The organism is Pseudomonas sp. JQ170C, from assembly GCF_035581345.1.
Lineage (GTDB): Bacteria > Pseudomonadota > Gammaproteobacteria > Pseudomonadales > Pseudomonadaceae > Aquipseudomonas.
Genome location: NZ_CP141608.1, coordinates 2991265 through 3017144, shown reverse-complemented (window position 1 = coordinate 3017144; position 25880 = coordinate 2991265). Strand labels below are relative to the sequence as shown.

At 64.3% G+C, this 25880-nt stretch carries 19 protein-coding genes; 6 read left to right on the top strand and 13 right to left on the bottom strand.

All coding sequences use genetic code 11. The features are described 5' to 3' along the window. Positions 1–124 precede the first annotated feature (124 nt). The 9 genes from aspT to U9R80_RS13860 form a co-directional block, all read right to left on the bottom strand. Positions 125–1816, bottom strand: a complete 1692-nt coding sequence (gene aspT, locus U9R80_RS13900; RefSeq protein WP_301837698.1) for an aspartate-alanine antiporter — start codon at positions 1814–1816, stop codon at positions 125–127. Between the two features lie 155 nt (positions 1817–1971). Next, entirely contained in the window at positions 1972–3012 is a 1041-nt protein-coding gene (locus U9R80_RS13895) for an ABC transporter substrate-binding protein (RefSeq protein WP_301837699.1), read from the bottom strand. A 52-nt stretch (positions 3013–3064) separates the two neighbouring features. After that, on the bottom strand, positions 3065–4447 hold the full coding sequence (locus U9R80_RS13890; RefSeq protein WP_301837700.1) for an aspartate aminotransferase family protein: 1383 nt from the start codon (positions 4445–4447) through the stop codon (positions 3065–3067). Further along, positions 4444–5883 (bottom strand): APC family permease, encoded by a 1440-nt coding sequence (locus U9R80_RS13885; RefSeq protein WP_301837701.1) that lies wholly within the window; start codon positions 5881–5883, stop codon positions 4444–4446. The genes U9R80_RS13890 and U9R80_RS13885 overlap by 4 nt, the downstream gene beginning before the upstream one ends. A 57-nt stretch (positions 5884–5940) precedes the next feature. Then, positions 5941–7434, bottom strand: a complete 1494-nt coding sequence (locus U9R80_RS13880; protein ID WP_301837702.1) for an aldehyde dehydrogenase — start codon at positions 7432–7434, stop codon at positions 5941–5943. Positions 7435–7468: 34 nt separating this feature from the next. Beyond that, the gene (gene argE / locus U9R80_RS13875) at positions 7469–8629 is read right to left on the bottom strand and encodes an acetylornithine deacetylase (RefSeq protein ID WP_301837703.1); all 1161 of its coding nucleotides are present in this window, start codon (positions 8627–8629) and stop codon (positions 7469–7471) included. Then, positions 8622–9296, bottom strand: coding sequence for a DUF1028 domain-containing protein (locus U9R80_RS13870; protein WP_301837704.1), 675 nt, complete (start codon positions 9294–9296; stop codon positions 8622–8624). The genes argE and U9R80_RS13870 overlap by 8 nt, the downstream gene beginning before the upstream one ends. Positions 9297–9306: 10 nt before the next feature. Next, entirely contained in the window at positions 9307–9717 is a 411-nt protein-coding gene (locus tag U9R80_RS13865; RefSeq protein ID WP_003201555.1) for a RidA family protein, read from the bottom strand. Beyond that, positions 9717–11036 carry a flavin-containing monooxygenase gene (locus U9R80_RS13860; protein WP_301837708.1) on the bottom strand — a complete coding sequence of 440 codons (1320 nt, stop codon included), beginning with the start codon at positions 11034–11036 and terminating at the stop codon, positions 9717–9719. Before U9R80_RS13860 ends, U9R80_RS13865 begins: the two co-directional genes overlap by 1 nt. A gap of 187 nt (positions 11037–11223) precedes the next feature. On the opposite strand from U9R80_RS13860, the gene U9R80_RS13855 reads away from it, so the two are divergent. Further along, entirely contained in the window at positions 11224–11745 is a 522-nt protein-coding gene (locus U9R80_RS13855; RefSeq protein WP_301837709.1) for a GNAT family N-acetyltransferase, read from the top strand. On the opposite strand, the gene U9R80_RS13850 is transcribed toward U9R80_RS13855, so the two are convergent. Both U9R80_RS13850 and U9R80_RS13845 read right to left on the bottom strand, forming a co-directional pair. Further along, positions 11730–12704: a DNA-binding protein gene (locus U9R80_RS13850; protein WP_301837711.1), complete on the bottom strand. Its 975-nt coding sequence runs from the start codon at positions 12702–12704 to the stop codon at positions 11730–11732. The genes U9R80_RS13855 and U9R80_RS13850 overlap by 16 nt on opposite strands. 304 nt (positions 12705–13008) lie before the next feature. Then, the gene (locus U9R80_RS13845) at positions 13009–14049 is read right to left on the bottom strand and encodes an acyl-CoA dehydrogenase family protein (protein ID WP_324802923.1); all 1041 of its coding nucleotides are present in this window, start codon (positions 14047–14049) and stop codon (positions 13009–13011) included. Positions 14050–14492: 443 nt separating this feature from the next. Between U9R80_RS13845 and acnB the strand changes: the two genes are divergently transcribed. From acnB to U9R80_RS13820, 5 genes are all read left to right on the top strand, one after another. Beyond that, positions 14493–17093, top strand: coding sequence for a bifunctional aconitate hydratase 2/2-methylisocitrate dehydratase (acnB, locus tag U9R80_RS13840; RefSeq protein ID WP_301837713.1), 2601 nt, complete (start codon positions 14493–14495; stop codon positions 17091–17093). Positions 17094–17261: 168 nt separating this feature from the next. After that, positions 17262–18224: a site-specific integrase gene (locus U9R80_RS13835; RefSeq protein WP_301837714.1), complete on the top strand. Its 963-nt coding sequence runs from the start codon at positions 17262–17264 to the stop codon at positions 18222–18224. Between the two features lie 250 nt (positions 18225–18474). After that, positions 18475–21882 (top strand): Ig-like domain-containing protein, encoded by a 3408-nt coding sequence (locus tag U9R80_RS13830; RefSeq protein WP_442964908.1) that lies wholly within the window; start codon positions 18475–18477, stop codon positions 21880–21882. A gap of 58 nt (positions 21883–21940) precedes the next feature. Continuing rightward, on the top strand, positions 21941–22924 hold the full coding sequence (locus U9R80_RS13825; protein ID WP_442964907.1) for an SCO family protein: 984 nt from the start codon (positions 21941–21943) through the stop codon (positions 22922–22924). 37 nt (positions 22925–22961) lie between these two features. Then, entirely contained in the window at positions 22962–23456 is a 495-nt protein-coding gene (locus U9R80_RS13820; RefSeq protein WP_301837715.1) for a copper chaperone PCu(A)C, read from the top strand. On the opposite strand, the gene U9R80_RS13815 is transcribed toward U9R80_RS13820, so the two are convergent. Both U9R80_RS13815 and U9R80_RS13810 read right to left on the bottom strand, forming a co-directional pair. Next, the gene (locus U9R80_RS13815) at positions 23447–24592 is read right to left on the bottom strand and encodes a glycerate kinase (protein ID WP_301837717.1); all 1146 of its coding nucleotides are present in this window, start codon (positions 24590–24592) and stop codon (positions 23447–23449) included. The two genes, U9R80_RS13820 and U9R80_RS13815, sit on opposite strands and share 10 nt — an antisense overlap. Before the next feature lie 104 nt (positions 24593–24696). Then, positions 24697–25797 (bottom strand): sugar diacid recognition domain-containing protein, encoded by a 1101-nt coding sequence (locus U9R80_RS13810; RefSeq protein ID WP_301837718.1) that lies wholly within the window; start codon positions 25795–25797, stop codon positions 24697–24699. Positions 25798–25880 lie beyond the last annotated feature (83 nt).

Sequence of the window (25880 nt, the reverse complement as noted above, 5' to 3'; positions counted from 1 at the left end):
CGCAGGTAAGCAATTATTTCTGAATGCTACTTTGGCGAGTCACTAAGGCAGTTCAATAAACCAGGAATAAATGCATCCAAGGCCAAGTTGGTTTCAACATTATGTGTAGCCAGAACTACAGCCGCTACCCGGCCACTACATAGACAATGATCGGTCCGCACACCGCCAGCAGAACGTTGGAAATCGCATAGCAGACAGTGAAACCGATAACCGGCGTATTGCTGCCGGACTGCTCGATGATCTTGTTCATCGACGCCGCTTCGGTCTGTGCACCGGCCAAGGCGCCAAACAGGATCATCGGGTGCAGGCGCAGCACGTAGCGGCCAAAGTACAGCGCCACCAACGGCGGCACGATGGTCACCACGGCACCTGACAACAGCAGCGCCATGCCCTGCTCCTTCATGGCCGCTATGGCGGCCGGGCCGGCCAACAGCCCCACCACTGCACCGAAGGCGGTCAGGCCGAACTCGGAGAACGCCCACTGTGCCGCCGGCGGCAAGGCGCCGATTTCCGGATGGCGCGAGTTGTACCAGCCAATGACCAGCGCTGCGACCAACACCCCGCCGCCGATCCCCAGCTCCACCGGAATCATGCCGATATGGGTCGACAACAGCCCCAGCAACGAACCCATAACCATGCCCAGGCCGTGCATGGCGATGTCGCTCTTGTAGCTGCTCTCCCTGATTCGTCCCAGTCGCTCGGCCAGGGCTTCGACACTGGCGGTGCGCCCTGTCAGGGTAATCACATCGCCACGGCGCAGTACGGTGTTGGGCAACAGCGGCAGTTCATAGCCTTGGCGGGTGACTGTGTTAACAAAGCAGCCCAAACCCTGGACGTTGCCCAGTTGTGCCTTGGCCTGGTGAATGGTCTTGCCGTGGAATTGCGCCGCGGTCAGCACGATGTCGACCTGGCGGGTGGGAAACGACAACGACTCGGGATGGTCGATCTCAGGCCCCATCCACAACGCCAGCGTACCGACCGCTTCGCGCAGGGCATACACACCAACGATGTCCCCGGCGAGCAAGGTCAGTTGTGGATCGCGGTCGATGACCTGGCCGGCACGTACGATCCGCTCCACCGTCAACGACGGGTGCCGGGCCTCGATATCGGCGATGCGCACGCCATCGGCTTCACCCCCTGCGACCACCCGGTGGGCACGTACCACGATGCGGGTATAGGGCACCGTGATTGCGTCTTCGTCATTGGCGATGCCCAGCGCCAGTTCCAGTTCCCGCGCCGAAGCCTTGAGGTCGACCCCGAGCAGTTTCGGCGCCACCGTGCCGACGAACACGATCAGGCCGATGGTGCCGAACAGGTAGGTGATGGCATAGGCAATGGCCATGTGGCTATTGAGCTGAGCCTTGGCCGCGCTGTCGATGGCCAGTTGATTGATGGCGCTGGTGGCCGTGCCCATGATCGCCGTGTCGGTCAGTGCGCCAGCGCCGAGCCCTGCGGTAAAGCCTGCATCAAAGCCATACAGGGTGGCCATCAGCAGAATGCAGCCCAGGGCTGTCGCACAGAGCATGACCGATACCAGCACCAGCTTGAGGGTCCCGCGATTGAGGCTGCCGAAAAACTCCGGGCCGCTCTTGAAGCCCACGGCGTAGATGAACAGTACAAAAAACACCGTCTTGAGCCCGCTGGGCACCTCCAGGCCAATCTGGCCGATCAGCAGCCCCATCAACAGCGCCCCCGCCACCGAACCCAAGTGAAAGCTCCCCAGGTGAATCCGACCGATGAAGACGCCCAGGGCAATGGCCAGGAACACCGCGATCTCCGGTGTCGACCGCAAGGCGTGCAAGAGAAAATCGAACATGGCGCAGGCTTCCTGTCAGGAGCTGTCAGCAGCCTAGTTCACGGGGTTGTGCTTGTCAGATTTCCACCTTCGGTGGCTGTTGCGCCCGCCGAAAGGCGAGCGCAAAACCACCGCCACGCCTGCGGCGTGCAACGGACGCCCCCGTTACAGGGGGTTCAGCGGGCCGCCCAGGCGTTGAAGCGTTGCTCCAGCTCCTCGCCATGGTCTACCCAGAACGCGGCATCCACTGCCCTCGCCCCGGCAAGGTTGGCCTCGGCCGTGGGCAGTTGTTGCTGCACGGCGGTCGGCAGCAGGGCCAGGGCCTCGCGGTGCACCGGCCCGTAGGGGATTTCTTCAGAGAACACTTTCTGGGTCTGCGGCTGGCTGGCGAAGGCAATGAAGTCTTCTGCCAGCGCCTTGTTCGGCGTGCCCTTGACCACGGCCCAGTACTCGGGGTCGTAGAGGCTTTGCGGCCAGACGATGCTCAGTTTCATGCCCTCTTTTTGCGCCGAGGCAATACGCCCGTTGTAGGCGGCGCTCATCACCACATCGCCGGCAATCAGCCATTGCGCCGGTTGCGCGCCGGCTTCCCACCACTGGATGTTGCCCTTGATCTGGTCAAGCTTGGCGAACGCACGGCTCACACCTTCGGGGGTGGCGAGTACCTGGTACAGCTCGGCGGGCTTGACCCCGTCAGCCAGCAAGGCGATCTCCAGGGTGTACTTGGCGCCCTTGCGCAAGCCGCGCTTGCCGGGAAACTCGGCCACGTTCCAGAAGTCGGCCCAGGAGTTCGGGGCCTTGGCGAGCTTGTCGTGGTCATAGGCCATGACCATCGACCAGACGTAAGTGGCGACCCCGCACTCACTCAAGGTGCCCGGCACGAACCGCGCCGGGTCGCCGAAGCGTGCCGGGTCCAGGCGCTCGAACAGGCCTTCGTCACAGCCACGCAGCAGCTCCGGGCTTTCGACTTCGACCACGTCCCAGCTGGTATGGCCGACATCGACCATGGCTTTGATCTTCGACAGCTCACCGTTGTACTCGCCGGCGACGATGCGTCCTGCGCCGCTGGCGTTGAAGGGTTGAAAGTAGGCCTTGTCCTGGGCCTGCTTGGTGGCACCGCCAAAGGAGATGACGGTGAGGCTCTGGGGCGTCGCCAAGGCGGCGGTGCTGATCAGGGCCAGGGCGAACGGAACACAGCAACGCAAGGATCTGGACATGGAGCGGTTCCTCGAAACGACCGGCACGCCCGCGCGCACCGGCCACAGGGGGTTAAAGGCGACCGTATTCGCGGGCGGTGCGATCTACTGCAAGGCGGGTCTTGTCGACCAGTTCGTCGATGTCGGCATGGCTGGCCACCAGGGCCGGCGCCATGATCATCCGGCCCAGGGTCGAGCGGATGATCAGGCCCTCTTCAAAGCCAATGGTGCGGCAACGCCAGGCCATGTCGTTCTCGTTGGCAAAGCGCTTGCGGCTGGCCTTGTCTTCGGCAAATTGCAGCGCTGCCACCAGGCCCGTGCCCTGCACTTCGCCAATCAGCGGGTGATTGCCGAACACTTCGCGCAGGCAGCGCTGCAGATAAGGGCCGGTCTCCTGCTTCACCTGGGTGACGATGCCTTCGTCGCGCAGCGCCTTGAGGTTGGCGATGGCCACCGCAGCGGCCACCGGGTGCCCGGAGTAGGTCAGGCCATGGGCAAACACCCCGCCCTGCTCCACCAGCGCCTGGGCCATGCGCTTGGACAGGATCAACCCGCCCATGGGGATGTAGCCGCTGGTCAGGCCCTTGGCGATCGACAGGGTGTCGGGCTCGAAACCAAAGTGCTGGTGGGCGAACCACTCGCCGGTGCGGCCAAAGCCACCAATGACCTCATCGGCGCACAGCAGGACATCGTACTGGCGGCAGATGCGCTGGATTTGTGGCCAGTAGCTTTCCGGCGGGAAGATCATGCCGCCCGCGCCCTGGAACGGCTCGGCCACAAAGGCGGCGACGTTTTCGGCGCCCAGCTCGAGGATTTTCTCCTCCAGCTGGCGCGCCGCACGCAGGCCGAACTCGGCCGGGGTCAGATCACCGTCGTGAGCGAACCAGTAGGGTTCGTCGATGTGCGCAACGTCCGGGATTACCCCGCCCATGTCGTGCATGAACTTCATCCCGCCCAGGGCCGTGGCGCCCAACGTCGAGCCGTGGTAGCCGTTCCAGCGCCCGATCATGATCTTCTTCTGCGGCTTGCCGACGATCTGCCAGTAACGACGCACGGTACGGATCAGCACCTCGTTGGCCTCGGAGCCGGAGTTGGTGTAGATGGCGTGGCTGTAGTGGCTTGGCAGCAGGCTGAACAGCAGCTCCGACAGCTCCACCACCGCCGGGTGGGTGGTGTGGAAGAACATGTTGTAGTACGGCAACTGCTCCAGCTGCTTGCTGGCCGCGGCAGCCAGGTCCTTGCGACCGTAGCCGAGGTTGGTACACCACAGGCCCGACATGCCGTCCAGGTAGCGCTTGCCGTCGTTGTCCCACAGGGCCAGGCCCTCACCGCGCACGATCACCCGCGGGCCTTCCTCGTTCAGGGCCTTCTGGTCGAGAAACGCGTGAATGTGGTGCGCGGCATCTGCGGCCTGGTAATCGCCGGTGCTGCGGTCGGGTTTCACTTGAGCGGTCATTGCGAGTCTCCTTGCGGGTTTTTATCGTTGGCGGTGCTCAATGCACATTCCAGGGGTTCAGGCTTGAACAGCGGCTTGCCCATCACACACTTGATCCACAGCACGGCGATGATCGACACCACCAGCAGCACCAGGCCTGCGTAGGCAAAAATCGAGAAGGTCATTTCCGGGCTCGGCGAGACATGCCAGATCGCAAAGAGCATGCCGGCGATCCCGACCACTTGAGGCAGTGGGTAGAACGGGGTGCGAAACGGCCGGGCGACCTTTGGGTAGCGTCGGCGCAGGGCGATCACGTTGACGTGGGTGATGATGTAGGCCAGCAGCCAGGCCAGTGCCGCCGCCAGCAGCAGCTGGTTGATGGCATCGGGATGGTCGTGCATCAGCAGCAGCGGCAGGCCAGTGATCGCCGAGACGAACAGCACTGCGACCCAGGGCGCGCCGGTACGCTTGCTCTCGCGCTTGAGCACCCCGAATGCCTGGCCGTTGCGGGCCATGCCCAGGAGCATGCGCGGGATGGCCGCCAGGGAACTGTTCAGGGTGCTGCACGTGGCGGTGACCGCCGCGGTAACCAGGAACACCTTGCCGGCCTCGCCGAACACCGTGGTGGCGAACAGATAATGCGGCAGCACACTGCTGGCCAGCTCCGCCTGGGGCACGGTGAGCAAGGCACCCAGGCAGTACAGGGCGATGATCACGAAGATCACGGTCAGGCCGATCATCATCGAGGCCGGAATATTGCGCTGCGGACGACGGGTTTCCTCAACCAGCGGGCAGACGAACTCGGCACCGACAAAGCCCCACACCGCCATGGCCGTCAGCGCAATCACCCCCAGGCCCAGCGGGTTCCAGCTGCTGCCCTCGAACAGGCTGGCATTGGGCGAGACGATATCGCTGTTCATCGCGCTCAGGCCCATCACCAGCAACACCACTACCATGACCACCGCCAGCACGGTCTGCAGCCTGGCGAAGATGTCGATGTTGAACAGATTGAGCACGGTGAACAGCACCAGCACGCCCAGGGCCACGGTCAGTGGCGGCATGGAGTGCGGGTAGACCTTGTCGATGATGAACTCCATCAGCAGCAGCTCGGCCGACAGCGCGAACATTGCCACCACCACGTAGCCGGAGAAGGTCGCAAGGATCGCCGGAAACTGACCGATCGCCACTTCCGTGTAGCTGCTCAGGCTGCCGGCCCGGGGAATCATCAGCGCAAGTTCGGAGAACGAGCAGGCATAGCTCAGGGCCAACAGCCAGGCCAGGGCCAGCGGCACGATAAAGCCGGGGCCGGCGATACCGACGCCTTGCAGCATCAGCACCATGACCCCTTGGGACACGACCAGGCCGATGGCCACGGCCAACAAGGCGGTCAGGCCGAGTTTCTTGCGGGTTGCAGGTGGCGCCAGGGCGCCGGTGGACACGCTTGCATTGCTGTTCATGGGGTGCTCCATTGTTGTATTTGTTGGAACTGGAGGCATCGCGGGGCACGCCCGCTTCTACCCGCGTAATTGAATCCAGGTGGTCTTCAACTGCGTGTATTTGTCGAACGAGTGCAGTGACAGGTCGCGACCAAAGCCCGATTGCTTGCCACCGCCGAACGGCACGGTCACATCCAGGGCATCGACGGTGTTCACCGACACCGTGCCGGCGTTGAGGCGGCGGGCGACGCGGTGGGCGCGGTTGAGGTCATCGCTCCAGACCGAGGCAGCCAGGCCATAGATGTGGTCATTGGCGATGGCCACGGCCTCGTCCTCATCGTCGAACGCCGTCACAGCCAGTACGGGGCCGAACACTTCTTCGCGGGCCAGGGTCATGTCGGCGGTGACGCCGGTGAAGATCGTGGGTTCGATGAAATTGCCCGAGCCATCGAAGCTCAGCTGGCGCCCGCCACAGGCCAGTTGCGCGCCTTCGGCCCGGGCCTGTTCGATGTACTGCATGATCCGCTGCGCCTGACGCGTATCGACAATCGCCCCTGCCCTGCTCGCCGGGTTCAGCGGGTTGCCGGGGGCCCACTGGCGCGCCTTGTCGATCAGACGCTCGACGAATGCGTCATGGATCGAGCGCTGCACCAGCAGGCGCGAGTTGGCCGAGCAGACCTCGCCCTGGTTGAAGAAGATGCCGAAGGCGGCTTTCTCGGCGGCCAGGTCCAGGTCCTGGCAATCGGCGAACACCAGGTTCGGGCTCTTGCCGCCGCATTCGAGCCACACCTGCTTGAGGTTCGACTGCGCGGCGTACTGCATGAAGTACTTGCCCACTTCGGTGGAGCCGGTGAACACCAGGGCATCGACGTCCATGTGCAGCCCCAGTGCGCGTCCGGCCACTTCGCCCAGGCCCGGCACCACGTTGAGCACACCCGCCGGAATGCCTGCCTCAAGCGCAAGCTCCGCCAGGCGCAGGGCCGAGAACGGCGATTGCTCGGCGGGCTTGAGCACTACGCTGTTGCCTGCGGCCAGGGCCGGGGCCAGTTTCCAGGCCGCCATGTCCAACGGAAAGTTCCACGGCACCACCGCGCCGATCACCCCCAGCGGCACGCGGGTGATGGTGGCCAGCGCGTTGCTGGCGGTCGGCGCGACCTGATCGTAGAGCTTGTCCAGGCTTTCGCCGTACCAGGCGAACACATGGGCGGCGCCCGGTACGTCGATGTTCCAGGCGTCCATCACCGGTTTGCCCATGCTCAGGGAATCGAGCAACGCCAACTCATCGCGGTGTTCAAGCATCAGCTGCGACAGGCGCAACAGAATCGCCTTGCGCTCCCCCGGTGCCATGCGCGCCCAGGGGCCTTGCTCGAACGCACGGCGGGCGCTGCGCACGGCGTGGTCGATGTCGGCTTCACCACTGGCAACCACCTTGGCCAGCAGGCGATTGTTGGCCGGGTTGATCACCTCGAGGCGCGCACCATTCTGTGCCGCATAGGGTTCGCCTTCGATAAAGGCGCTGTCGATCAGCCGTAGTCCTGCTGCCAGGGTGGTCCAGTCATTGAAATCGTTCACCGCAGACTCCTTGTTGTTATCCGCTGTTGGAGAATCAGGGGGTAGATAGGTAAGCGGCCAGCCGGTCCATCAGGCGGTCACAGGCCGCCATCTGTTCGACGCTGACAAATTCGTCGGGCTTGTGGCCCTGCTCCATGCTGCCGGGGCCGCAGACCACCGCCGGGATGCCGGCCTGAGCAAACAGGCCGCCCTCGGTGCCAAATGCCACGGTGGTGAAGTCGTCGCTACCGCATAGCTGCGCAACCAGCCGGGCGGCAGCGCTTTCAGGCGCGGTGGCCAGGCCCGGGTAGGCCGAAATCGGTTCAAAGCGAATGGCCGTATCGGCCTTGACCGCCTGCATGGCGGGCAGCAGTTGCTGGTGGGCGTAGGTGTGCAGTTCGTCGATTACCGCTTGCGGCTCGAAGGCCGGCAACGCACGGACCTCGAAGTCGAAACGGCAATCGGCCGGCACAATGTTCAGCGCCGTACCGCCCTGGATCACCCCGACCTGCACGGTCGAGAACGCCGGATCAAAGCGCGGGTCGTGATGCTCGGGGGCAGCCAGGCGCTGGCCGATCTCGCCCAGGCGGCCGATCAGCCGTGCCGCCTGTTCGATGGCATTGACGCCATAGGGCGCGTAGGCCGAATGGCACGGCGCACCGTGCACATGGCAACGCATGGCCAGCTTGCCCTTGTGGCCGAGCACCGGCTTGAGTTCGGTGGGCTCGCCGATCAGGCACAGCGCAGGCGTGGCGATGCGCTGGGGCAGCACCGCCAGCAGGCTGCGCACGCCCAGGCAACCGACCTCCTCGTCATAGGAGAACGCCAGGTGCACCGGGCGGCGCAGGTCGCTGTCCAGGAACAGCGGCACGGCGGCCAGCACCGAGGCCAGGTAGCCCTTCATGTCGGCGGCGCCGCGTCCGTACAGCTTGCCGTCACGCTCGGTCAGGCTGAACGGCTCGACCGTCCAGGCCTGGCCGTCCACCGGAACCACGTCGGTGTGCCCCGACAGCACCACGCCGCCCTCTATATCCGGGCCGATACTGGCGAGCAGGTTGGCCTTGCTGCGCTCGGCGTTGTAGATCAGCTCGCAGCTAACGCCCAGGTCGTGCAGGTAGTCGCGCACGAACTCGATCAGCGCGAGGTTGGAGTCGCGGCTGACCGTGGCAAAGCCGATCAGCCTGGCCAGCACGGCGCGACTGCGCAGCTCACTCATCGCCCGGCACTCCGTAGCTGGGCGCCAGGGTCGGGTTGAGGGCGCGGGTCAGGTAGTCCTGTAGCTGTGGCTCGTAGGCGCTCCAGAGTTTGTGCAGTTCACCGATGGGGTTCTCGTCGGCCCAATCCACGCGCAGGTCGACTATCGGCCAGACCAGCTCGCCGACCACCGACACTGCCGCCGAATGCACCGCGCCCGCCTCGCCACCGGCGTCCTGCCCGGCTTGCAGCGCCGTGAGCAGGCGCGCCGCCAGGCAGCCTTCGCTGTTTTCAAAGGCCTGGACCATGCGTTCGATCACGGCGGTGTTGGCCAGCAGATTGCCGGCCGCCACGCACTGATCGCCGGCCAGGGCGTTATGGGTGCCCAAGGTATGGGTTCCACTGAACAGCGCCGTGCGCCCCTGGGCATCGACCACCGCCACCTGGCGGTACTGGCTGTAGCCGTTGCGGGTCAGTGCGTGGTCCAGGGCCTGATGCGGTGCCAGGCCTTCATCAAGTGCGTCGAGCACCTGGGTGCCCAGGGCCGGCAACGTGATGTTCTGGCTCGATACAGCCCCCACACCGGTACGCAGCCAGGGGCAACGGGCACCGACGGCGATGCTCGATGAGCTGATGGCGATACCCAGCTGGCCGGTTTCGGCGCAGCGGCCGACGATGGAAAAGGTCATGGCAGGCTCCTTACTCGGGGATGACCGCGATCACGTCGATTTCCATCAGCCACTGCGGCTGGCCCAGGGCACTGACCACCAGCCCCGTGGAAATCGGGAACACGCCTTTGAGCCACTTGCCGACTTCCTGATACACCGGCTCCCGATACCGCGGGTCGATCAGGTAGGTGGTGGTCTTGACGATGTGGCTCAGGTCGCTGCCGGCTTCCTCCAGCAGTTGCTTGACGTTGCGCATGGCCTGCTCGGCCTGGGCGCGCGGGTCACCGAGCCCGACCAGCTGGCCATTGAAGTCGGTGCCCACCTGACCGCGCACATACACGGTGTTGCCGGCACGCACTGCCTGGCACAGGTCGTTGTCCAGGGTCTGGTTGGGGTAGGTGTCTTTGGTGTTGAACATGCGGATGCGGGTATGAGTAGGCATCAACGGGCTCCCATGAGGCTGGCGGCTTTGAGGTGGGTGTCGCAGGTGGGGGCCTGGCGTTGCGAGGCATCCCGGTAATCGAAATAAGCGCGCTGCTTGATGATGTGTTCACCGATGTGCCGGGCGTCGTGCCACACCCCCCAGATAAAGGCCGAGCCGCGACGGGCCAGCCACGGCAGGCCGACAAAGTAGATTCCGGGTTCGCTGGAAACGCCGCGCTGGTGCTGCGGCTTGCCGTCGGCCTTGAAGGCATCGACCTTCAGCCAGTCGTAGTCGACCGAGTAGCCTGTGGCCCAGATGACGGTGGTGATGCCGGCCTTGGCCAGGTCCAGCGTCAGGATCGGCTGGGTGATGCATTCCGGGTCCGGCAGCATGATCCGCGCTTCGGGTTCCAGCGGCAGGTCCAGGCCATTGGCGTCTATGTAGGCATCGGCGGCATCGAGCAGGGCCAGGTAGTTTTCATCGCCGCGGGCAATGTTCTCGGCCAGGTTCGACTCGAAGCTCACCACACCGTCGTTGAACGCCTTGGTCAGCCCGACCAGCGTCATGCCCTGCTGGGCCAGCCGGCGAAAGTCCACGGTGTGGCCGCCACGGGCGCCGCTCACGGCGATGGTCACGTGCTCTTTACCCGGCTGCACGCCCTCGGCGTCCCACAGGCCCAGTACACCCAGCCACCAGCAAAAGTCGCGGTTGCGATAGGCACGCGGTGGACGGTCGTGGGCACCGACCGAGAGGTAGACCTGCTTGCCAGCGCGTTGCAACTCGTCGGCGATCTGTACGCCCGACGAGCCTGCGCCCACCACCAGCACGGCACCTTCGGCCAGTTGTTGGGGGTTGCGGTACTGCGCAGAGTGAATCTGGGTGACGCTGCCGCCGGCCGGTGCGATGGCCGGAATCACCGGGCGTTGGAACGGGCCAGTGGCAACCACCACATTGATGGCCTCGATCACGCCGTCGGAGGTTTCGATGGTGAAACCCGGGCGCCCGACATTGCGTTGCACCTGGGTCACCTCTACGCCGGTACGGACCGGGGCGTTGAATTTCCTGGCGTAGGCCTCGAAGTAGTCGGCCACCTGCTCCTTGGCGGCGAACGCGTCCGGGTCCAGGCCCTCGAATTCCAGGCCCGGAAAGCGGTCGTGCCAGGCCGGGCCATTGGCAACCAGCGAGTCCCACCGCCCGGTGCGCCAGGCTTCGGCAATGCGGTTGCGCTCCAGCACCAGGTGCGGCACGCCAAGTCGGCTCAGGTGTTCGCTCATGGCGATACCGGCTTGACCGGCGCCAACCACGAGCGTGTCTATTACGGTTTTATTGTTTGTCATCTCTGCGCCCTACTGAGGTTCCCCACGCGGATGGCCGTGGGTGGGTGTAGGTCGCATTCTGGGTAGCGGCGGGAAATAGCGAAATTATGATTTTTGTGGTTGTTGCACAGTAAAAAGCTTGGGTAGCGGTTCAGGGTGCCTGGGCAGGCTTGACCCGCGAATTGCCCGTTGTTCACACTTGCACGCCATGACCATTGCCATCCGCCTTGCCCTCCCTGCCGATGCCCCCATGCTCCCTGCCGTCGAACGCGCGGCGGCGCAGTCCTTTGCCGCGGTCCCGGGGCTGGAGTACCTGGCCAGCAGTCCGGTGATCGCTGCCGACCAGCACATGGACTTCCTGCTCAAGCAACACGAATGGGTGGCTGTCGATGCCCAGGACCGCCCGCTGGGCTTTCTGTGCGGCCAGGACTGCGACGAGGATTGGCACATCATCGAGTTGTCGGTGCATCAAATCGCACAGGGCCGAGGGCTGGGGCGACAGCTGATCGGCACCGCCGCCGACTGGGCACGTTCGCGCGGCTATGGGGGGCTGACCCTGACCACCTTCACCCAGGTGCCGTGGAATGCACCGTTCTATGCCCGCCTGGGGTTCGAGCAGCTAGCCAGCGAACGCTGCAGCGACTTTCTGCAACGCCAGTTGGCGGCCGAACACCAGCACGGCCTGCGCAATCGCTGCGCCATGCGCCTGGACCTTCAGGGCGTGTCCTGAACCGGTTGCGCCGCCTTTTCGGCCTGGCGTAGCTGCGCCTCAAGCTTGCCGATCAGTTGCAGTTGCTGGCGCAACTCGGTCACCCGCTCCGCCAGGCTCAATGCCAGGTTCTGATTCTGTTTTTCCAGCTCGCTGCGCGAGCCATCGAGCTGCGCCAGGTTCACTTCCAGCCCCTGGATCTGCGCCTGGCGCCGGTCGTTCTGGGTCTTGAGCGTGCGCTGGGCGTCCTTGAGCGTACGGATCTGTACCAGCAAGCCTTCGTTGTCGCGGTTCAGGCGGGTCAGCTCGTCCTGCTTGACGATCAGTGTCTGCTGCAACTGCCGCAGCTCGACCTGCAATTGCTGCACCTGGCCCTCATGGCGCCGCTGCTCCTGCTCGCGCTGTTCGCGACTGGCGCTGCGGTAATGCTCCAGGGCGTCGCGGGCGTGCTGGTGTTTCTCTTCAAGCGACGCAATCTGTTCGTCCTTGTCGGCCAGGCGCAGGTTCAGTTCACCCACCGCCTGAGTGAGCGTGGCGTTGCGGGTGTGTTCGGTTTGCAGGCTGCTGCGGCTGGTGTCGAGCGCTTCTGACTGCATGGCCAGCGCGGCGGCCTGAATCTCGTGTTGTTGCTGCAACGCCGCCAGGGCCTGCTGGCTGATCTTCACCTGGGCCTGAAGCGTCTCGCGCTCTGCCTCGAACGCCGTGCGCGCCTCCTCGATCCGCGCCTCCCCTTCTTCTCTCAATTGCTCGGACAACTGCTCGACCAGCGCCGCCAATGTGCCGCTCAGGCTTGGCGCGCTCATCGGCGCGGCGGCCGGGTGCAGGCTGTCGAGCTCTTTCAGGTAGCGGTGAATGGTGGTTTTCGAGCCGGTATTGCCCAGTTCGATACGTACTGCATCGATACTCGGGTGTACACCACGGGCCAGCAGCGCCTGGCGGGCTTTCTGCACTACTGCCTTGTTGATACCGCCGCGGGCCATGGTGTCTCCTACTATTTCGTAATGTGGTACGTACTATGTATTTACATGGTATCTCAACATGAAAAAGGATGCCTTAAAAAGCACTTTATAAGATTGAATAATCACGGCTTATCGCATCTGAAGGGTCAAATTGGCGCTCGGAAGTAGCTGAAGGCGTACATCGAACGCCGCGGGGTGCCAGAAATGGGGGAAGGCCAGGACATGCGGCTCAACACGAGCGGCCACGCAGGGCCAGTCGCGCACCCAAGCCGGGCTGAAGGGAGACTCTCAAACAAGACAGGAGCAAAGCGGGGTAAACAGCGCGTCAGCAGATCCGGTGGCTGACAATACTCTGTGCATGAACCTTGCTCTCCTCGCAGGAAAGCGCGCCCAGTTGCAGCGCCAGCAACGGCGAGCGCTCGCTGCGCGTGCCGTTGATCCAGTCGACGTGGCGCTCGATCCGGTCCACTGCGCCTTGGGCGAAAAACAGCGCCATGCTTGATTCCGCTGCGCAATCCTGATGCTCCTGGGCCAACAGCAGGCCACGATGGCACATCAAGCGTGCGGCCTCGACCTGGGTGATCATTTCTGCAAGGTGCATGGTCACCAGCGGCGCACCGACACAGGGGGCTTCGAGGGTTGCCGAGGCAGGCACCGCGGCCAGGGTCGCGTCGAGCATCACCTGCGCCTGCGCCACCCGGGCTACCCCCTCATACAGCTTGAGCACATCCAGCAACCGGCGCGACAACAGCGACTGCGCCCCGGCATCACCGAGGACGAACTCGCTGCTGACCCGGGTAGCGGTGAACTGCACCCGCGCAGCGTTGCTATCGAGGCGGATGGCCCGGGTGTCGTAGCGGTCCCGCCGACGATCCAGCAGCACAAAGCACGAAGATTGATCGTCAAGGGCAACAGCGCTGATCAGCAGGTTCGCCCACAGACCGCCGGCCACTTCGTCGATTTTGCCATCGAGCAGGATGTGTTCGCCGCTGCGTTGCGCGTGCAAGGGCCCGCCGGGTGAATGCGGGGCAATCGCCATTCCCAGCCCGGCAATGCTGCGCCCGGCCAGCAAGTCCGGCAGGTATCGACTGCACAGGTCAGGGCGCAGCAGCAACAGTTCGACGGCCAGCATGTTGATCAACACCACGCTGGCCAGTTCAGGGCTGCCTTTTACCAGCTCCTCGAACAACCGCGCCTGGGTCGCCCAGTCCATGCCCGAGCCACCCAATGCCTTGGGTACCGCAAGCCCGGGCAGGCCGAACTCGGCGACCGCCTGGGTAAATTCCAGCAGTTGCTCACGCGATGCCGGGCCAAAACGCAGCAAGGCAGCATGAGGCGTGACCTCCTGCTGGACGAAGGTGCGCATGCTGTCGATTGACAGCTGCTGAATGTCGGTAAGTCGCGGAATCTTCAACGTGGGCTCGTGAACATCGATCAAAGCTCAACCCTATCCGATCCTGCAGGCCATACGTCCCACCCGTGTTGGGGTGGGACAGGTGTGGCCGCCTGGGTGATCAGTACCTGCCATGCCTGCCGTGCCGACGCAGCGGCGTTACGTCTGACAGGGCCCGAGGCAGAGCCTTTGGAACCGACCGCAAAGAGGCGGGCCCTCTCAATGTGTCGACAATCCTGTTGTAATGCCGCTTAAGATCCTTTAGATTCCGCGCAATATTCGCAAATGTGTCAACAGAATCGCTTTACGCAGGAGCAGGTTGTTATTTGGCGGTCGTGTCAGTGGTCACTCTCACTAGCCAAATATCTGCCCCTGCTTTTTTACTCCCCCGGTACGCCACATGCAGGAGATCGCCAGTGCTCGAAGCTTATAACCGCCACCTGAAAGTGCGCGCCGAAGAAGGCTTGCCACCCCTCGCGCTTGATGCCGAGCAAACCGCAGGCCTGATCGAGCTGCTGAAAACCCCGCCTGCAGGCGAAGAAGCCGTCCTCGTCGAGCTGATCACCCACCGCGTTCCGCCAGGCGTAGACGAAGCCGCCTACGTCAAGGCCGGCTTCCTCTCTGCTATCGCCAAGGGCGAAGCCGCGTCGCCGCTGATCGACAAAACGCGTGCGGTCGAGCTGCTGGGCACCATGCAGGGCGGCTACAACATCGCCACCCTCATTGAGCTACTGGACAACACTGAGCTGGCCGCCGTCGCCGCCGAACAACTCAAGCACACCCTGCTGATGTTCGATGCCTTCCACGACGTCGCCGAAAAAGCCAAGGCCGGTAACGTCCACGCCAAGGCCGTGCTGGACTCCTGGGCTGCCGGCGAGTGGTTCACCAGCAAGCCTGCCATCGCTGAAAAATACAGCCTGACGGTGTTCAAGGTCCCTGGCGAAACCAACACCGACGACCTGTCCCCTGCCCCGGACGCCTGGTCGCGCCCAGACATCCCGTTGCACGCCCTGGCCATGCTGAAAATGGCCCGTGACGGCATCAACCCCGAGCAGCCTGGCGCCGTTGGCCCGCTCAAGCAGATCGAAGAAGTCAAGGCCAAGGGCTTCCCGGTTGCCTACGTCGGCGACGTGGTGGGTACCGGCTCCTCGCGCAAATCCGCCACCAACTCGGTGCTGTGGTTCTTCGGCGACGACATCCCGTACGTGCCGAACAAGCGCGCTGGCGGTTTCTGCTTCGGTAACAAAATTGCCCCGATCTTCTACAACACCATGGAAGACGCCGGCGCCCTGCCGATCGAGTTCGACGTCTCGAACCTGAACATGGGCGACGTCATCGACGTCTACCCGCACGCCGGTAAAGTCTGCAAGCACGGCACCGACGAGGTCATCGCCACCTTCGAGCTGAAGACCCCGGTGCTGCTCGACGAAGTCCGCGCTGGCGGCCGTATCCCGCTGATCGTCGGCCGTGGCCTGACCGACAAGGCCCGCGCCGAGCTGGGCCTGCCGGTTTCCGAGCTGTTCCAGAAGCCGGAGCAGCCTGCCGACACCGGCAAGGGCTTCACCCTGGCGCAGAAAATGGTCGGCAAGGCCTGCGGCGTGACCGGTATTCGGCCAGGCACCTACTGCGAGCCGAAGATGACCACCGTCGGCTCCCAGGACACCACCGGCCCGATGACCCGTGACGAGCTCAAAGACCTGGCCTGCCTGGGTTTCTCCGCTGACCTGGTCATGCAGTCGTTCTGCCACACCGCGGCCTACCCCAAGCCTGTGGATTTGAAAACCCACCACACCCTGCCGGACTTCATGCGCACCCGTGGCGGTGTTTCCTTGAAGGTGGGCGATGGCATCATCCATAGCTGGCTCAACCGCATGCTGCTGCCGGACACCGTCGGTACCGGCGGTGACTCGCACACCCGCTTCCCGATCGGCATCTCGTTCCCGGCCGGTTCCGGTCTGATCGCCTTTGCCGCCGCCACCGGCGTCATGCCGCTGGACATGCCGGAGTCGGTACTGGTGCGCTTCAAGGGCAAGCTGCAACCGGGCATCACCCTGCGTGACCTGGTCCATGCGATCCCGTACTACGCCATCCAGCAGGGCCTGCTGACCGTCGAGAAGAAAAGCAAGATCAACGCCTTCTCCGGCCGCATCCTGGAAATCGAAGGCCTGGACGAACTGACTGTCGAGCAAGCCTTCGAGCTGTCCGACGCCTCGGCCGAGCGTTCCGCTGCCGGCTGCTCGATCAAGCTGCCGGAAAAGGCGATCGCCGAGTACCTGCAGTCGAACATCACCCTGCTGCGCTGGATGATCAGCGAAGGCTACGGCGACGCCCGTACCCTGGAGCGTCGCGCCCAGGCGATGGAAGCCTGGCTGGCCAACCCGGTGTTGCTGGAGGCCGACGCCGATGCCGAGTACGCCGAAATCATCGAGATCGACCTGGCCGACGTCAAAGAGCCGGTGCTCTGCGCCCCGAACGACCCGGACGATGCGCGCCTGCTATCGACCGTTCAAGGCCAGCAGATCGACGAAGTGTTCATCGGTTCGTGCATGACCAACATCGGTCACTTCCGCGCTGCCGGCAAGCTGCTGGAAAAGGTCAAGGGTGGCATCCCTACCCGGCTGTGGCTGGCGCCGCCGACCAAGCTGGACGCGCACCAACTGACCGAGGAAGGCTACTACGGTATCTACGGTCGGGCCGGTGCGCGCATGGAAATGCCAGGCTGCTCGCTGTGCATGGGTAACCAGGCACGTGTGCAGACCGGTTCGACCGTGGTCTCCACCTCGACCCGCAACTTCCCGAACCGCCTGGGCGACGCCACCAACGTCTACCTGGCCTCGGCCGAGCTGGCGGCGGTTGCCTCGATCCTGGGCAAACTGCCAACCGTCGATGCGTACATGGAGTACGCGAAGAACATCGACAGCATGGCGGCCGACGTGTACCGCTACCTGAGCTTCGACCAGATCGCCGAGTTCCGCGAGGCGGCCGCGAGCACCAGGATTGCAGTAGTTCAAGCCTAAGCCGCAAGGCTTTCTCCCTCAGAGCGCCGGCACCCTTGCCGGCGCTTTGTTCATCTGCGTTTGCCTCCTCCCGCCCCCGCCTCCAAACCGGTAGGAGCGGGCTTGCCCCGCGATGCACGATTACAGCTGCGTTACACTACCCGCCTTACCCCGTATAAAAGGCCGGCAATGAATACCATCGAGCGTTACCTGCAGGCCGCGACCCGGGACAATACCCGGCGCAGCTACCAGGCCGCAGTGGAACACTTCGAGGTGAGTTGGGGCGGGTTCCTGCCCGCCACCGCCGACAGCATTGCCCGCTACCTGGCCGATCATGCCGCGAGTCATTCGATCAACACCCTCAAGCAACGCCTGGCAGCGCTGGGGCAGTGGCATGTGAGCCAGGGTTTCCCTGACCCCACCAAGGCACCGATGGTGCGCCAGGTGCTCAAGGGTATCCGCACCCTGCACCCCGCCGAACCCCGTCAGGCCGCTGCGTTGCAGATTCAGCACTTGCAACAGGCCGTCGATCAGCTTGAAACCGAGGCCCACCAGGCCCGGGAGCAGCACGACTTGCCCGCCCTGCTGCGCGCCCGGCGCGATGTGGCGCTGCTGCTGATCGGCTTCTGGCGCGGCTTTCGCGGCGATGAGCTGGCGCGCTTGCAGGTGGAACATATTCAGGCCCAGGCCGGCCGTGGCCTGTCCATTTACCTACCGCGCAGCAAAGGCGACCGTCAGGCGCTGGGCGTGCGTCACCAGGCCCCGGCCTTGAAAGTGTTGTGCCCGGTACAGGCCTACCTGCAATGGATCGAAGTGGCGGGCATTGCCCATGGCCCGGTGTTTCGCAAGCTCGACCGCTGGGGCAACCTGGGCGAGCAGGCGCTCAACAGCAACAGCCTTATCGCGCTGCTGCGGCGCATTCTTGAACGCGGTGGCGTGCCGGCTTCTTTATATACCAGCCACTCCTTGCGCCGGGGCTTTGCCACCTGGGCCACCAGCAATGGCTGGGAGCTCAAGGCATTGATGAACCATGTGGGCTGGAAAGACGCCAAATCGGCGTTGCGCTATATCGATGCCTCGGCGTCCTTCGGCGAACTGGCGGTGCTTGAAGCCGCGCCCCTCACCCTTCCCGGGCCTGCCGATCAGGCCTGATTCCCCACCCCGGGCGCAAACGGGGAAACATGGATCCCAAATTAGGGGAAATACCCCCACCCTAATAATTGCGGCGCTATCAAATGCCCTTCCGAACCGGCCAAGCCCTTGAATAACAGGCGTTTTTGCTTCAGGCAACGCCGTACCTGTCGATTGGCTCAACTTTTGCGTTAGGCAAAGGCAAGTGGCCAATGGCTATTTCTTTGGACTGTCCCTGGCAGTCCACCTGGTACGGATCGGGGTAAACGCTATGCATCACGTCACCGAGCGTCGTTCATCTCTCTATTTGCTCAGGCACCCGCGGGTATTGCCGGCGTTGCTGAGTACGTTCACCGCCGTCACGGTCAACGCGGCGCCCATGGATGATGTCAGCCAGCCCCCGCCGACCGACCCATCGGCGTACACCCAGCCGCGTACCGACGTGCAGGCCGCGCTGGATGAGCTGAAACTGCTGCCCGAGGGCAACCACGGCTCACTGGCATTGCCCAATGGCGCATGGGGCGACAGAAACACGCCCCGTGCAGAAAACGCGCTGCCCCCGTCCCAGCAAACCTCGTTCAACTACCCAACCAACGGCAAGGCCAGCCCGCTGTTCGGCGCCCAACCCTTCACCCAGCAGATGTTGCTGTACGAGGAGTTCGGTACCGAGAAGCTCGACCCCACCGCCGAAGCCGGCAAACTTCCCTTCCCACCGCCCACCGTGGGCGCGAGCCCCGAGCAGGACCCCAACAGCGTCGCCCGCAGTGGCCCGGCGAGCCCCGCGCTGGAGGCTTTCCTGCGCCAGCCGGGGCTGTACCCCTTCCCCACCCAGTACGCCAACGTGCTGGACCGCAACCCCTGGAAAGCGCAGATCGAAACCTTCCTCAACCGCCAGCCGGTCGGATCGCCTGCCGAAGGACGCCCGCCTGGAAAGGGCTGGTCGCACCAACGCTGGAACGAGTTCTACCCGCAAGCATCGGTCAAGACGGCGCAAGTGGGCGCGCGGGTGAACCGCGGCCTGCGCGACAGCAAGCAGATGCACGGCTACAACAAGGGCGAGTTCGGCCCCGATGGCCTTTACAACAACACTGCCGGCGTCAACGCCACCAAGGGCTCGACCAAAGGCATCGAGATCCGCTTTCACCCGAACATGCCGGTGCAGGACCACAAGAACCTGTGGACCTTCGACGGCACCCTGCCGCCCAAGCTATTGATGGTGCGCTACGGGCAACCGGTGCTGATGCGTCATTACAACGGCCTGCCAATCGATCCTGCGGCCAACGGTGGCTTCGGCTTGCACACCCTCAGTACCCACGAGCACAACGGTCACTCGCCGGCCGAAAGTGACGGCTATGCCAACGCGTTCTTTTTCCCCGGCCAGTACTACGACTACCGCTGGCCCGTGCAACTGGCCGGCTACGACACCATCAACACCGACGCCAAGGACCCCCGCGCAGCCTTCCCCTGCGCCGCTGGCGAAACCCTGTGGGTCAACGACGCCACCCCTGGGCTGAAAACCTGCGAGAACGGCAGCATCAAGATTCGCGGCGACTGGCGCGAAACCATGAGCACCCACTGGTTTCACGACCACATGCTCGATTTCACCGCCCACAACGTCTACAAGGGCAACGCGGCGATGATGAACTACTACAGTGCCATCGACCGCGGCAACGAAACCTTCGAGGATGGCGTCAACCTGCGCCTGCCCAGTGGTTCGGCCCTGCCCTGGGGCAACCGCGACTATGACGTCAACCTGACCTTCGCCGACAAGGCCTGGGACCAGACTGGCCAGTTGTGGTTCAACCCCTTCAACATCGACGGCTTCATCGGCGACCAGATGATGGTCAACTGGCTGTACAAGCCCTACTTCGATGTACGCGCACGCAGCTATCGCTTGCGCATCCTCAATGGTTCGGTGTCGCGCTACATGAAGATCGCCGTGGTCCGCGAAGTCCAGGGCAACAGCGGCGAATTCCGCGGGCCGCAGGGCTCCGGCGTCTCGTATGTGCGCGTGCCGTTCCACATGATCGCCAACGACGGCAACCTCATGGAGCACGCCATTCCGTTCGACGGCAGCATGGACCTCAACCGCAATGGCGACCTCAAGGACGACAACGGCATCCTGCCGACCATGGCCATCGCCGAGCGCTACGACATCATCATCAACTTCAGCAAGAACGGTATCAAAGCCGGTGACAAGATCTTCTTCGTCAACCTCATGGAACACGACACCGGCAAGGGGCCAAGCAAGGAGGCGGTGCCATTGGCCGATGTGCTGTCCGAGAAATACAAGGCGGTGATCGACCAGACCAGCAAAGGCCCACGCTGGCGCGACGGCGACCCGGTAGTGGGCAAGTTCCTGCAACTGAACGTCAAGGCCTACAGCGGCCAGGACGCGAGCATGGACCCGGTGGCCTACGAACCGGCCAAACCGGGCAAACCGGCCGGCAAGAGCATGATCCCGCTGACCATCAACCGTGACGATGCGGCCATGCAGGCCAAGCTCAAGCAGGCACGCCATCGCAGCTTCGAGTTTGGCCGCTCCGACGGCACCGACACCGCCCCCTGGACGATCAAGACCGACGGAGGTTTTGGCTACTCCATGGACCCACGGCGGATTACCGCTGCGCCGCAGTTGGCCAACGGCCCCACCGACGCCGGCTATGGCGGTGACGGCACCCTCGAGGTGTGGACGATCAAGAATGGCGGCAATGGCTGGAGCCACCCGGTACACGTGCACTTCGAAGAAGGGGTGATTCTCAACCGCGACGGCAAGGCGCCGCCTGAATGGGAAAAATGGGCGCGCAAGGACCTCTATCGCGTCGGCCCCGAGGTCGACAGCTCCGAGGAAGTTCAAATGGCCATTCGCTTTCGCGAGTTCGCCGGGACCTTCATGGAGCATTGCCACAACACTCAGCATGAAGACAGCTCCATGCTGCTGCGCTTCGACCTTGAGCACCCGGGGCAACTGCAACTGATGCCGTCGCCCATGCCCACCTGGGACGGGGTCGAGTTCATCGCCTCCGCCGCGCTGCCGTCGTTCCGTGACAAGGATGACGGCGACGGTGGCCCCGATGACGACAAGCCCAACCAACTGCCCGTGGCCGCCAACGACAGCGGCGCCACCCAGGCCGGCAAGTCGATCACCCTTAACGTGCTGGCCAACGACAGTGACGCCGATGGCGACCTGCCGCTGGCGGTGGTCAGCCTGGAGCAACCGGACTCGGGCACCGGCAGTGTCAGCACCGACGGCACCCGGGTGCTCTTCACTGCGCCTGCAACGGTTGCCGACCCCTACACCGCGACCTTCGAGTACAAGGTCAAGGACGCCCGGGGCGCAATCTCCAAGCTGGCGGGCCAGGTCAGCGTTGCAGTGACACCGGCGCCTGTGGAGGTGGACCAGAACATCAAGGTCACCAGTGCCAAGGCCACCGTGCGCAGTGGCAACCGCTACACCTGGGACCTGACGGGCACCAGCGCGCTGAAAATCGGCGACACCCTGACGGTTACGGCGGCGATGGTCGATGGCCCCTTGAACCTGGGCACCGCCTCGGTGCTGGTCGGCGGTACCTGGCGGCTATCGGCCAATACCACCGGCAGCGCACCGGCGCAGCCTGCGACGGTGACTATCAAGCCGGTCAACGGCAAGGCTGTCACGGCGCCGGTCACGGTGCGTTGAAACCGCCCCGCGCGCCCGTCCAGCAGCCTGGACGGGCGCGCTTCAGGAGATAGAAACCATGGGCAGGCAAACGCTTGAATCGCTCTGGCACGTGATGTTGCTGTTTACCCTGTGCGCAGCGCAGGGGGCATGGGCGGCAGCCCCTGAAAGCGACTCCGCGCAACACTGGGGCGAGAACTACTTTCCAAACACGGCGCTGATCAACCAGGACGGTGAATCCGTGCGCTTCTTCGATGACTTGATCAAGGACAAGGTGGTGGCGATCAACTTCATCTTTACCTCCTGCACCGACTCCTGCCCCCTGGAAACCGCGCGCCTGCGCCAGGTACAGAAACTGCTGGGCGAGCGTGTGGGGCGCGATGTGTTTTTCTACTCGATCAGCATTGACCCGGAGACCGACACACCGGAAACCCTCAAGCAGTACGCCGCAAAATTCCAGGTGGGCCCTGGCTGGCAGTTCCTGACCGGGCGCAAGGACGAGATCACCCAGTTGCGCCAATCCCTGGGCCTGTTCATCAAGGGCGTGGACGACGGCAACACCAAGGACCACAACCTGAGCCTGATCATCGGTAACCAGGGCACGGGCCGCTGGATGAAAGCCTCGCCCTTCGAGAACCCCTATGTGCTGGCCGACCGCCTGGGCAAAAGCCTGCATAACTGGAAGCTGGCCAGCACCCAGACCAACGATCACGCCCAGGCGCCCACCGTGCGCCCGCCCAGCGCGGGCGAGCAGATCTACCGCACCCGCTGCTCCTCCTGCCACACCCTGGGCGACACCCAGCATGCCGGCATGCGCAGCATCGGCCCGGACCTGCTGGGGGTGAACCGGCAGCGCGACGCGGCCTGGCTCAAGCGCTGGCTCAAGGAACCGGATGTGATGCTGGCCGAAAAAGACCCGTTAGCCATGAGCCTGTATGAACAGTACAACCGCCTGGCCATGCCCAACCTGCGCCTGGGCGAGGTCGAGATTGCTGCGGTGCTGGCGTACCTGGAAGAAGAAACCGATCGCTTGCAGCCGATTCAGCAAGCACGCGTCCAATAGCCCCCTCATCAACGCCGCTGACGACAAGGAGCTGGCAATGAACATTAAAGTGTTGGCGCTCACCGCCCTGATGGCTTGCGCTGTACCGGCCCTTGCCCAGGAATACAAGGCCGGCGCGCTGTTGATCGAGCAACCCTGGTCACGGGAGTTGCCCGCCGGGCTACTCGGCGGCGCGGCCTACTTCACCGTGCACAACACCGGCAGCCAGGCCGATCAGCTGATCGGCGCCAGTAGCCCGCGTGCGCAACAGTCGATGATCCATGCGCAGTCTTCCAGCGACGGCCTGATGCCGATGCACCATGCCCCGGCCCTGACCATTCCTGCCCATGGCGAAGTGACCTTCCAGCCCGGCGCCAACCACGTGATGTTGACGGGCATGGAACAGCCACTGAAGGCCGGTGAGCAGTTCCCGCTGACGCTGGAGTTCGAGCACGCCGGCAAGGTTGAGGTGCTGGTAAAGGTTCAGCCCGCCGACACCCAGGCCAGCCACGGTGACCATAGCGCTCACAGTGCCGGCATGGCTCACCCCTGAGGCGTGCCCGCGCAACGCCACAGGCGCGCGATATCCCGCGCCCGGGCTTGCAGTAGCGGCGCCGCCTGGGTGCAGGCCTGCTCAAGGCTCATCGGGCCGCTGGTCAGTGCAAAGGCCGCGTCGACACCATGGGCGTAGAGCTGCTCATAGCCTTCGCCGAGGGTGCCGGCAATCACCACCACCGGCACCGCGTGACGCCGTGCGACACGGGCAACGCCGAACGGCGTTTTGCCCCGCAGGGTCTGGGCATCGAAACGGCCCTCGCCGGTGATCACCAGGTCAGCGCCCTGCACCGCCTGCTCCAGCCCGGCCAGTTCGGCGACCACCTCGATGCCGGGGCGGAACGCTGCCTGCATGAAGGCCTTGGCGGCAAAGCCCATGCCGCCGGCAGCGCCGCACCCGGGGAAGTCACGCACATCCTGCTTCAGCCACTGCGCGCAATGATCGGCAAAGTGCCCCAGGGCCATGTCCAGTGCCTGGACCTGTTCGGCGCTGGCGCCTTTTTGCGGACCAAAAGTAGCCGAAGCGCCGTTGGCTCCGCACAGGGGGTTGTCGACATCGGCAGCCACTTCCAGCTGCACCTGGGCCAGGCGTGGGTCCAGCCCACTGGCATCCAGGCGTGCCAGCCGGGCCAGGGCCAGGCCGCCTTCGGCCAGTTCCTGGCCCTGGGCATCGAACATCCGCACCCCGAGTGCACGCAGCATGCCGCTGCCGGCATCGTTGGTGGCACTGCCGCCGATGGCCAGGATGATGCGCTGGGCACCCGCGTCGAGTGCGGCGCCAATCAACTGACCGGTGCCGAAGGTGCTGCTGCGGCAGGCGTCGCGCTGTGCCAGGCCCAGCAACTGCAGGCCGCTGGCCTGGGCCATCTCGATGATTGCGGTGCGGCTGTCCGCCAGCCAGCCCCAGCCCGCCTGCACAGGTTCGGCCAACGGCCCGCGTACCTGCAGGCTGCGCAGCTCGCCGGCGCAGGCCGCGACGATTGCGTCCATCGTGCCCTCACCGCCGTCGGCCATCGGGCATTTCACCAGTTGCGCACCGGGCCATACCTGCGCCAGGCCCAGGGCAATGGCATCGGCCACCCCTTCGGCGCTGAGGCTGTCCTTGAACGAGTCGGGGGCGATGACGATTTTCATTGGGGTTCTCCTGCTCCAGATCGCTGCATGCTGACAGCTGGGTGACGCAAGGGCCTCGGTCGGATGCACAAAGGCAGTGCCCGGGCTTTGGTCACTTTGCCCAATCAGCTGTCGGCGGGCAGCAATTGCAGGCCCAGGTACAGGCTGAGCAGCCCTTCGAGGCGCAGCGGATCGACCTCGCTCAACTCGGCAATGCGCTCCAGCCGATAGCGCAAGCTGTTGCGGTGAATGCCCAGGGCATCGGCACAGGCCTGGCTCTGGCCGTCGTGGGTACACCAGGCGCGCAAGGTCGCCAGCAACTGGCCGCTGCTGTCCTTGGCGCGAATGCGCTGCAGCGGTTCGAGCAATTCATCCAGGGTGTCGTCGTTGCGATGGCGCCACAACAGCGCCGGCAGGCGGTAGCGCGAAAGCGTCAGAATGCGCTCGGCGGGCAATACCTCGCGCCCGTAGGCTTGCAGGTCGCGCACCCGCCGATAACCCCGGCGCAGGTGTTCCGGGCTTTGTGCCGCACCGCCGCAGGCCAGGCGCTGCACGTCCCAGCCGTGACGCTGCAGCTTCTCCAGCAGGCGCACCTCATCCAGGGCGACGCTGGCGGGCCGGCACCAGAGCAACGATTGCCGTGCGGGGCTGACGCACCAGCTGTCCGGGTAACGGCTCATCAACCAACTGGCCAGGGTCTCGGCGCCCGGACCGCCCGCCAGCTCGAAAAGGCAGGGAATGCGCGGCAGTTGCGGCTTGAGCCCCAGTTGCCGGGCTTCGTCCACCAGCCTCGGCGAATCGCCGGTACCACCCAGGAGCAAGGCCAGCAAGTCATCGCAGCGTTGCCGTCGCCACTGCTGCTCAACCTGCAAATGACGCTGGGCCAGGAGCATTTCGGCGGTCATGCGTACCAGTTCGGCATAGGTGCGCAACTGCTGCGGCTCGCCGGTCAGGCCCAGCACGCCGATCAAGCGGCCGTCGAGCAGCAGCGGCAGGTTGACGCCCGGCTGTACGCCCTTGAGGCACTTGGCGGCGTCGACATCGAGCTCGACGATCCGGCCATTGGCCAATACCAGCTGCGCGCCTTCGTGCCGGGTGTTGATACGCTCCGGTTCGCCACTGCCCAGGATCAACCCCTGGCTGTCCATGACGTTGACGTTGCAGGGCAAAATGGCCATCGCCCGATCGACGATATCTTGCGCCAGGTCATGGTCCAGTTCGAACATGGGAGGATCCTTGTTGTCGCAATGATTGGTCCGCGGCACAGCAGGCCGCTGAAAATGCTGTGCAAAAGCACAAAGACAGCCAC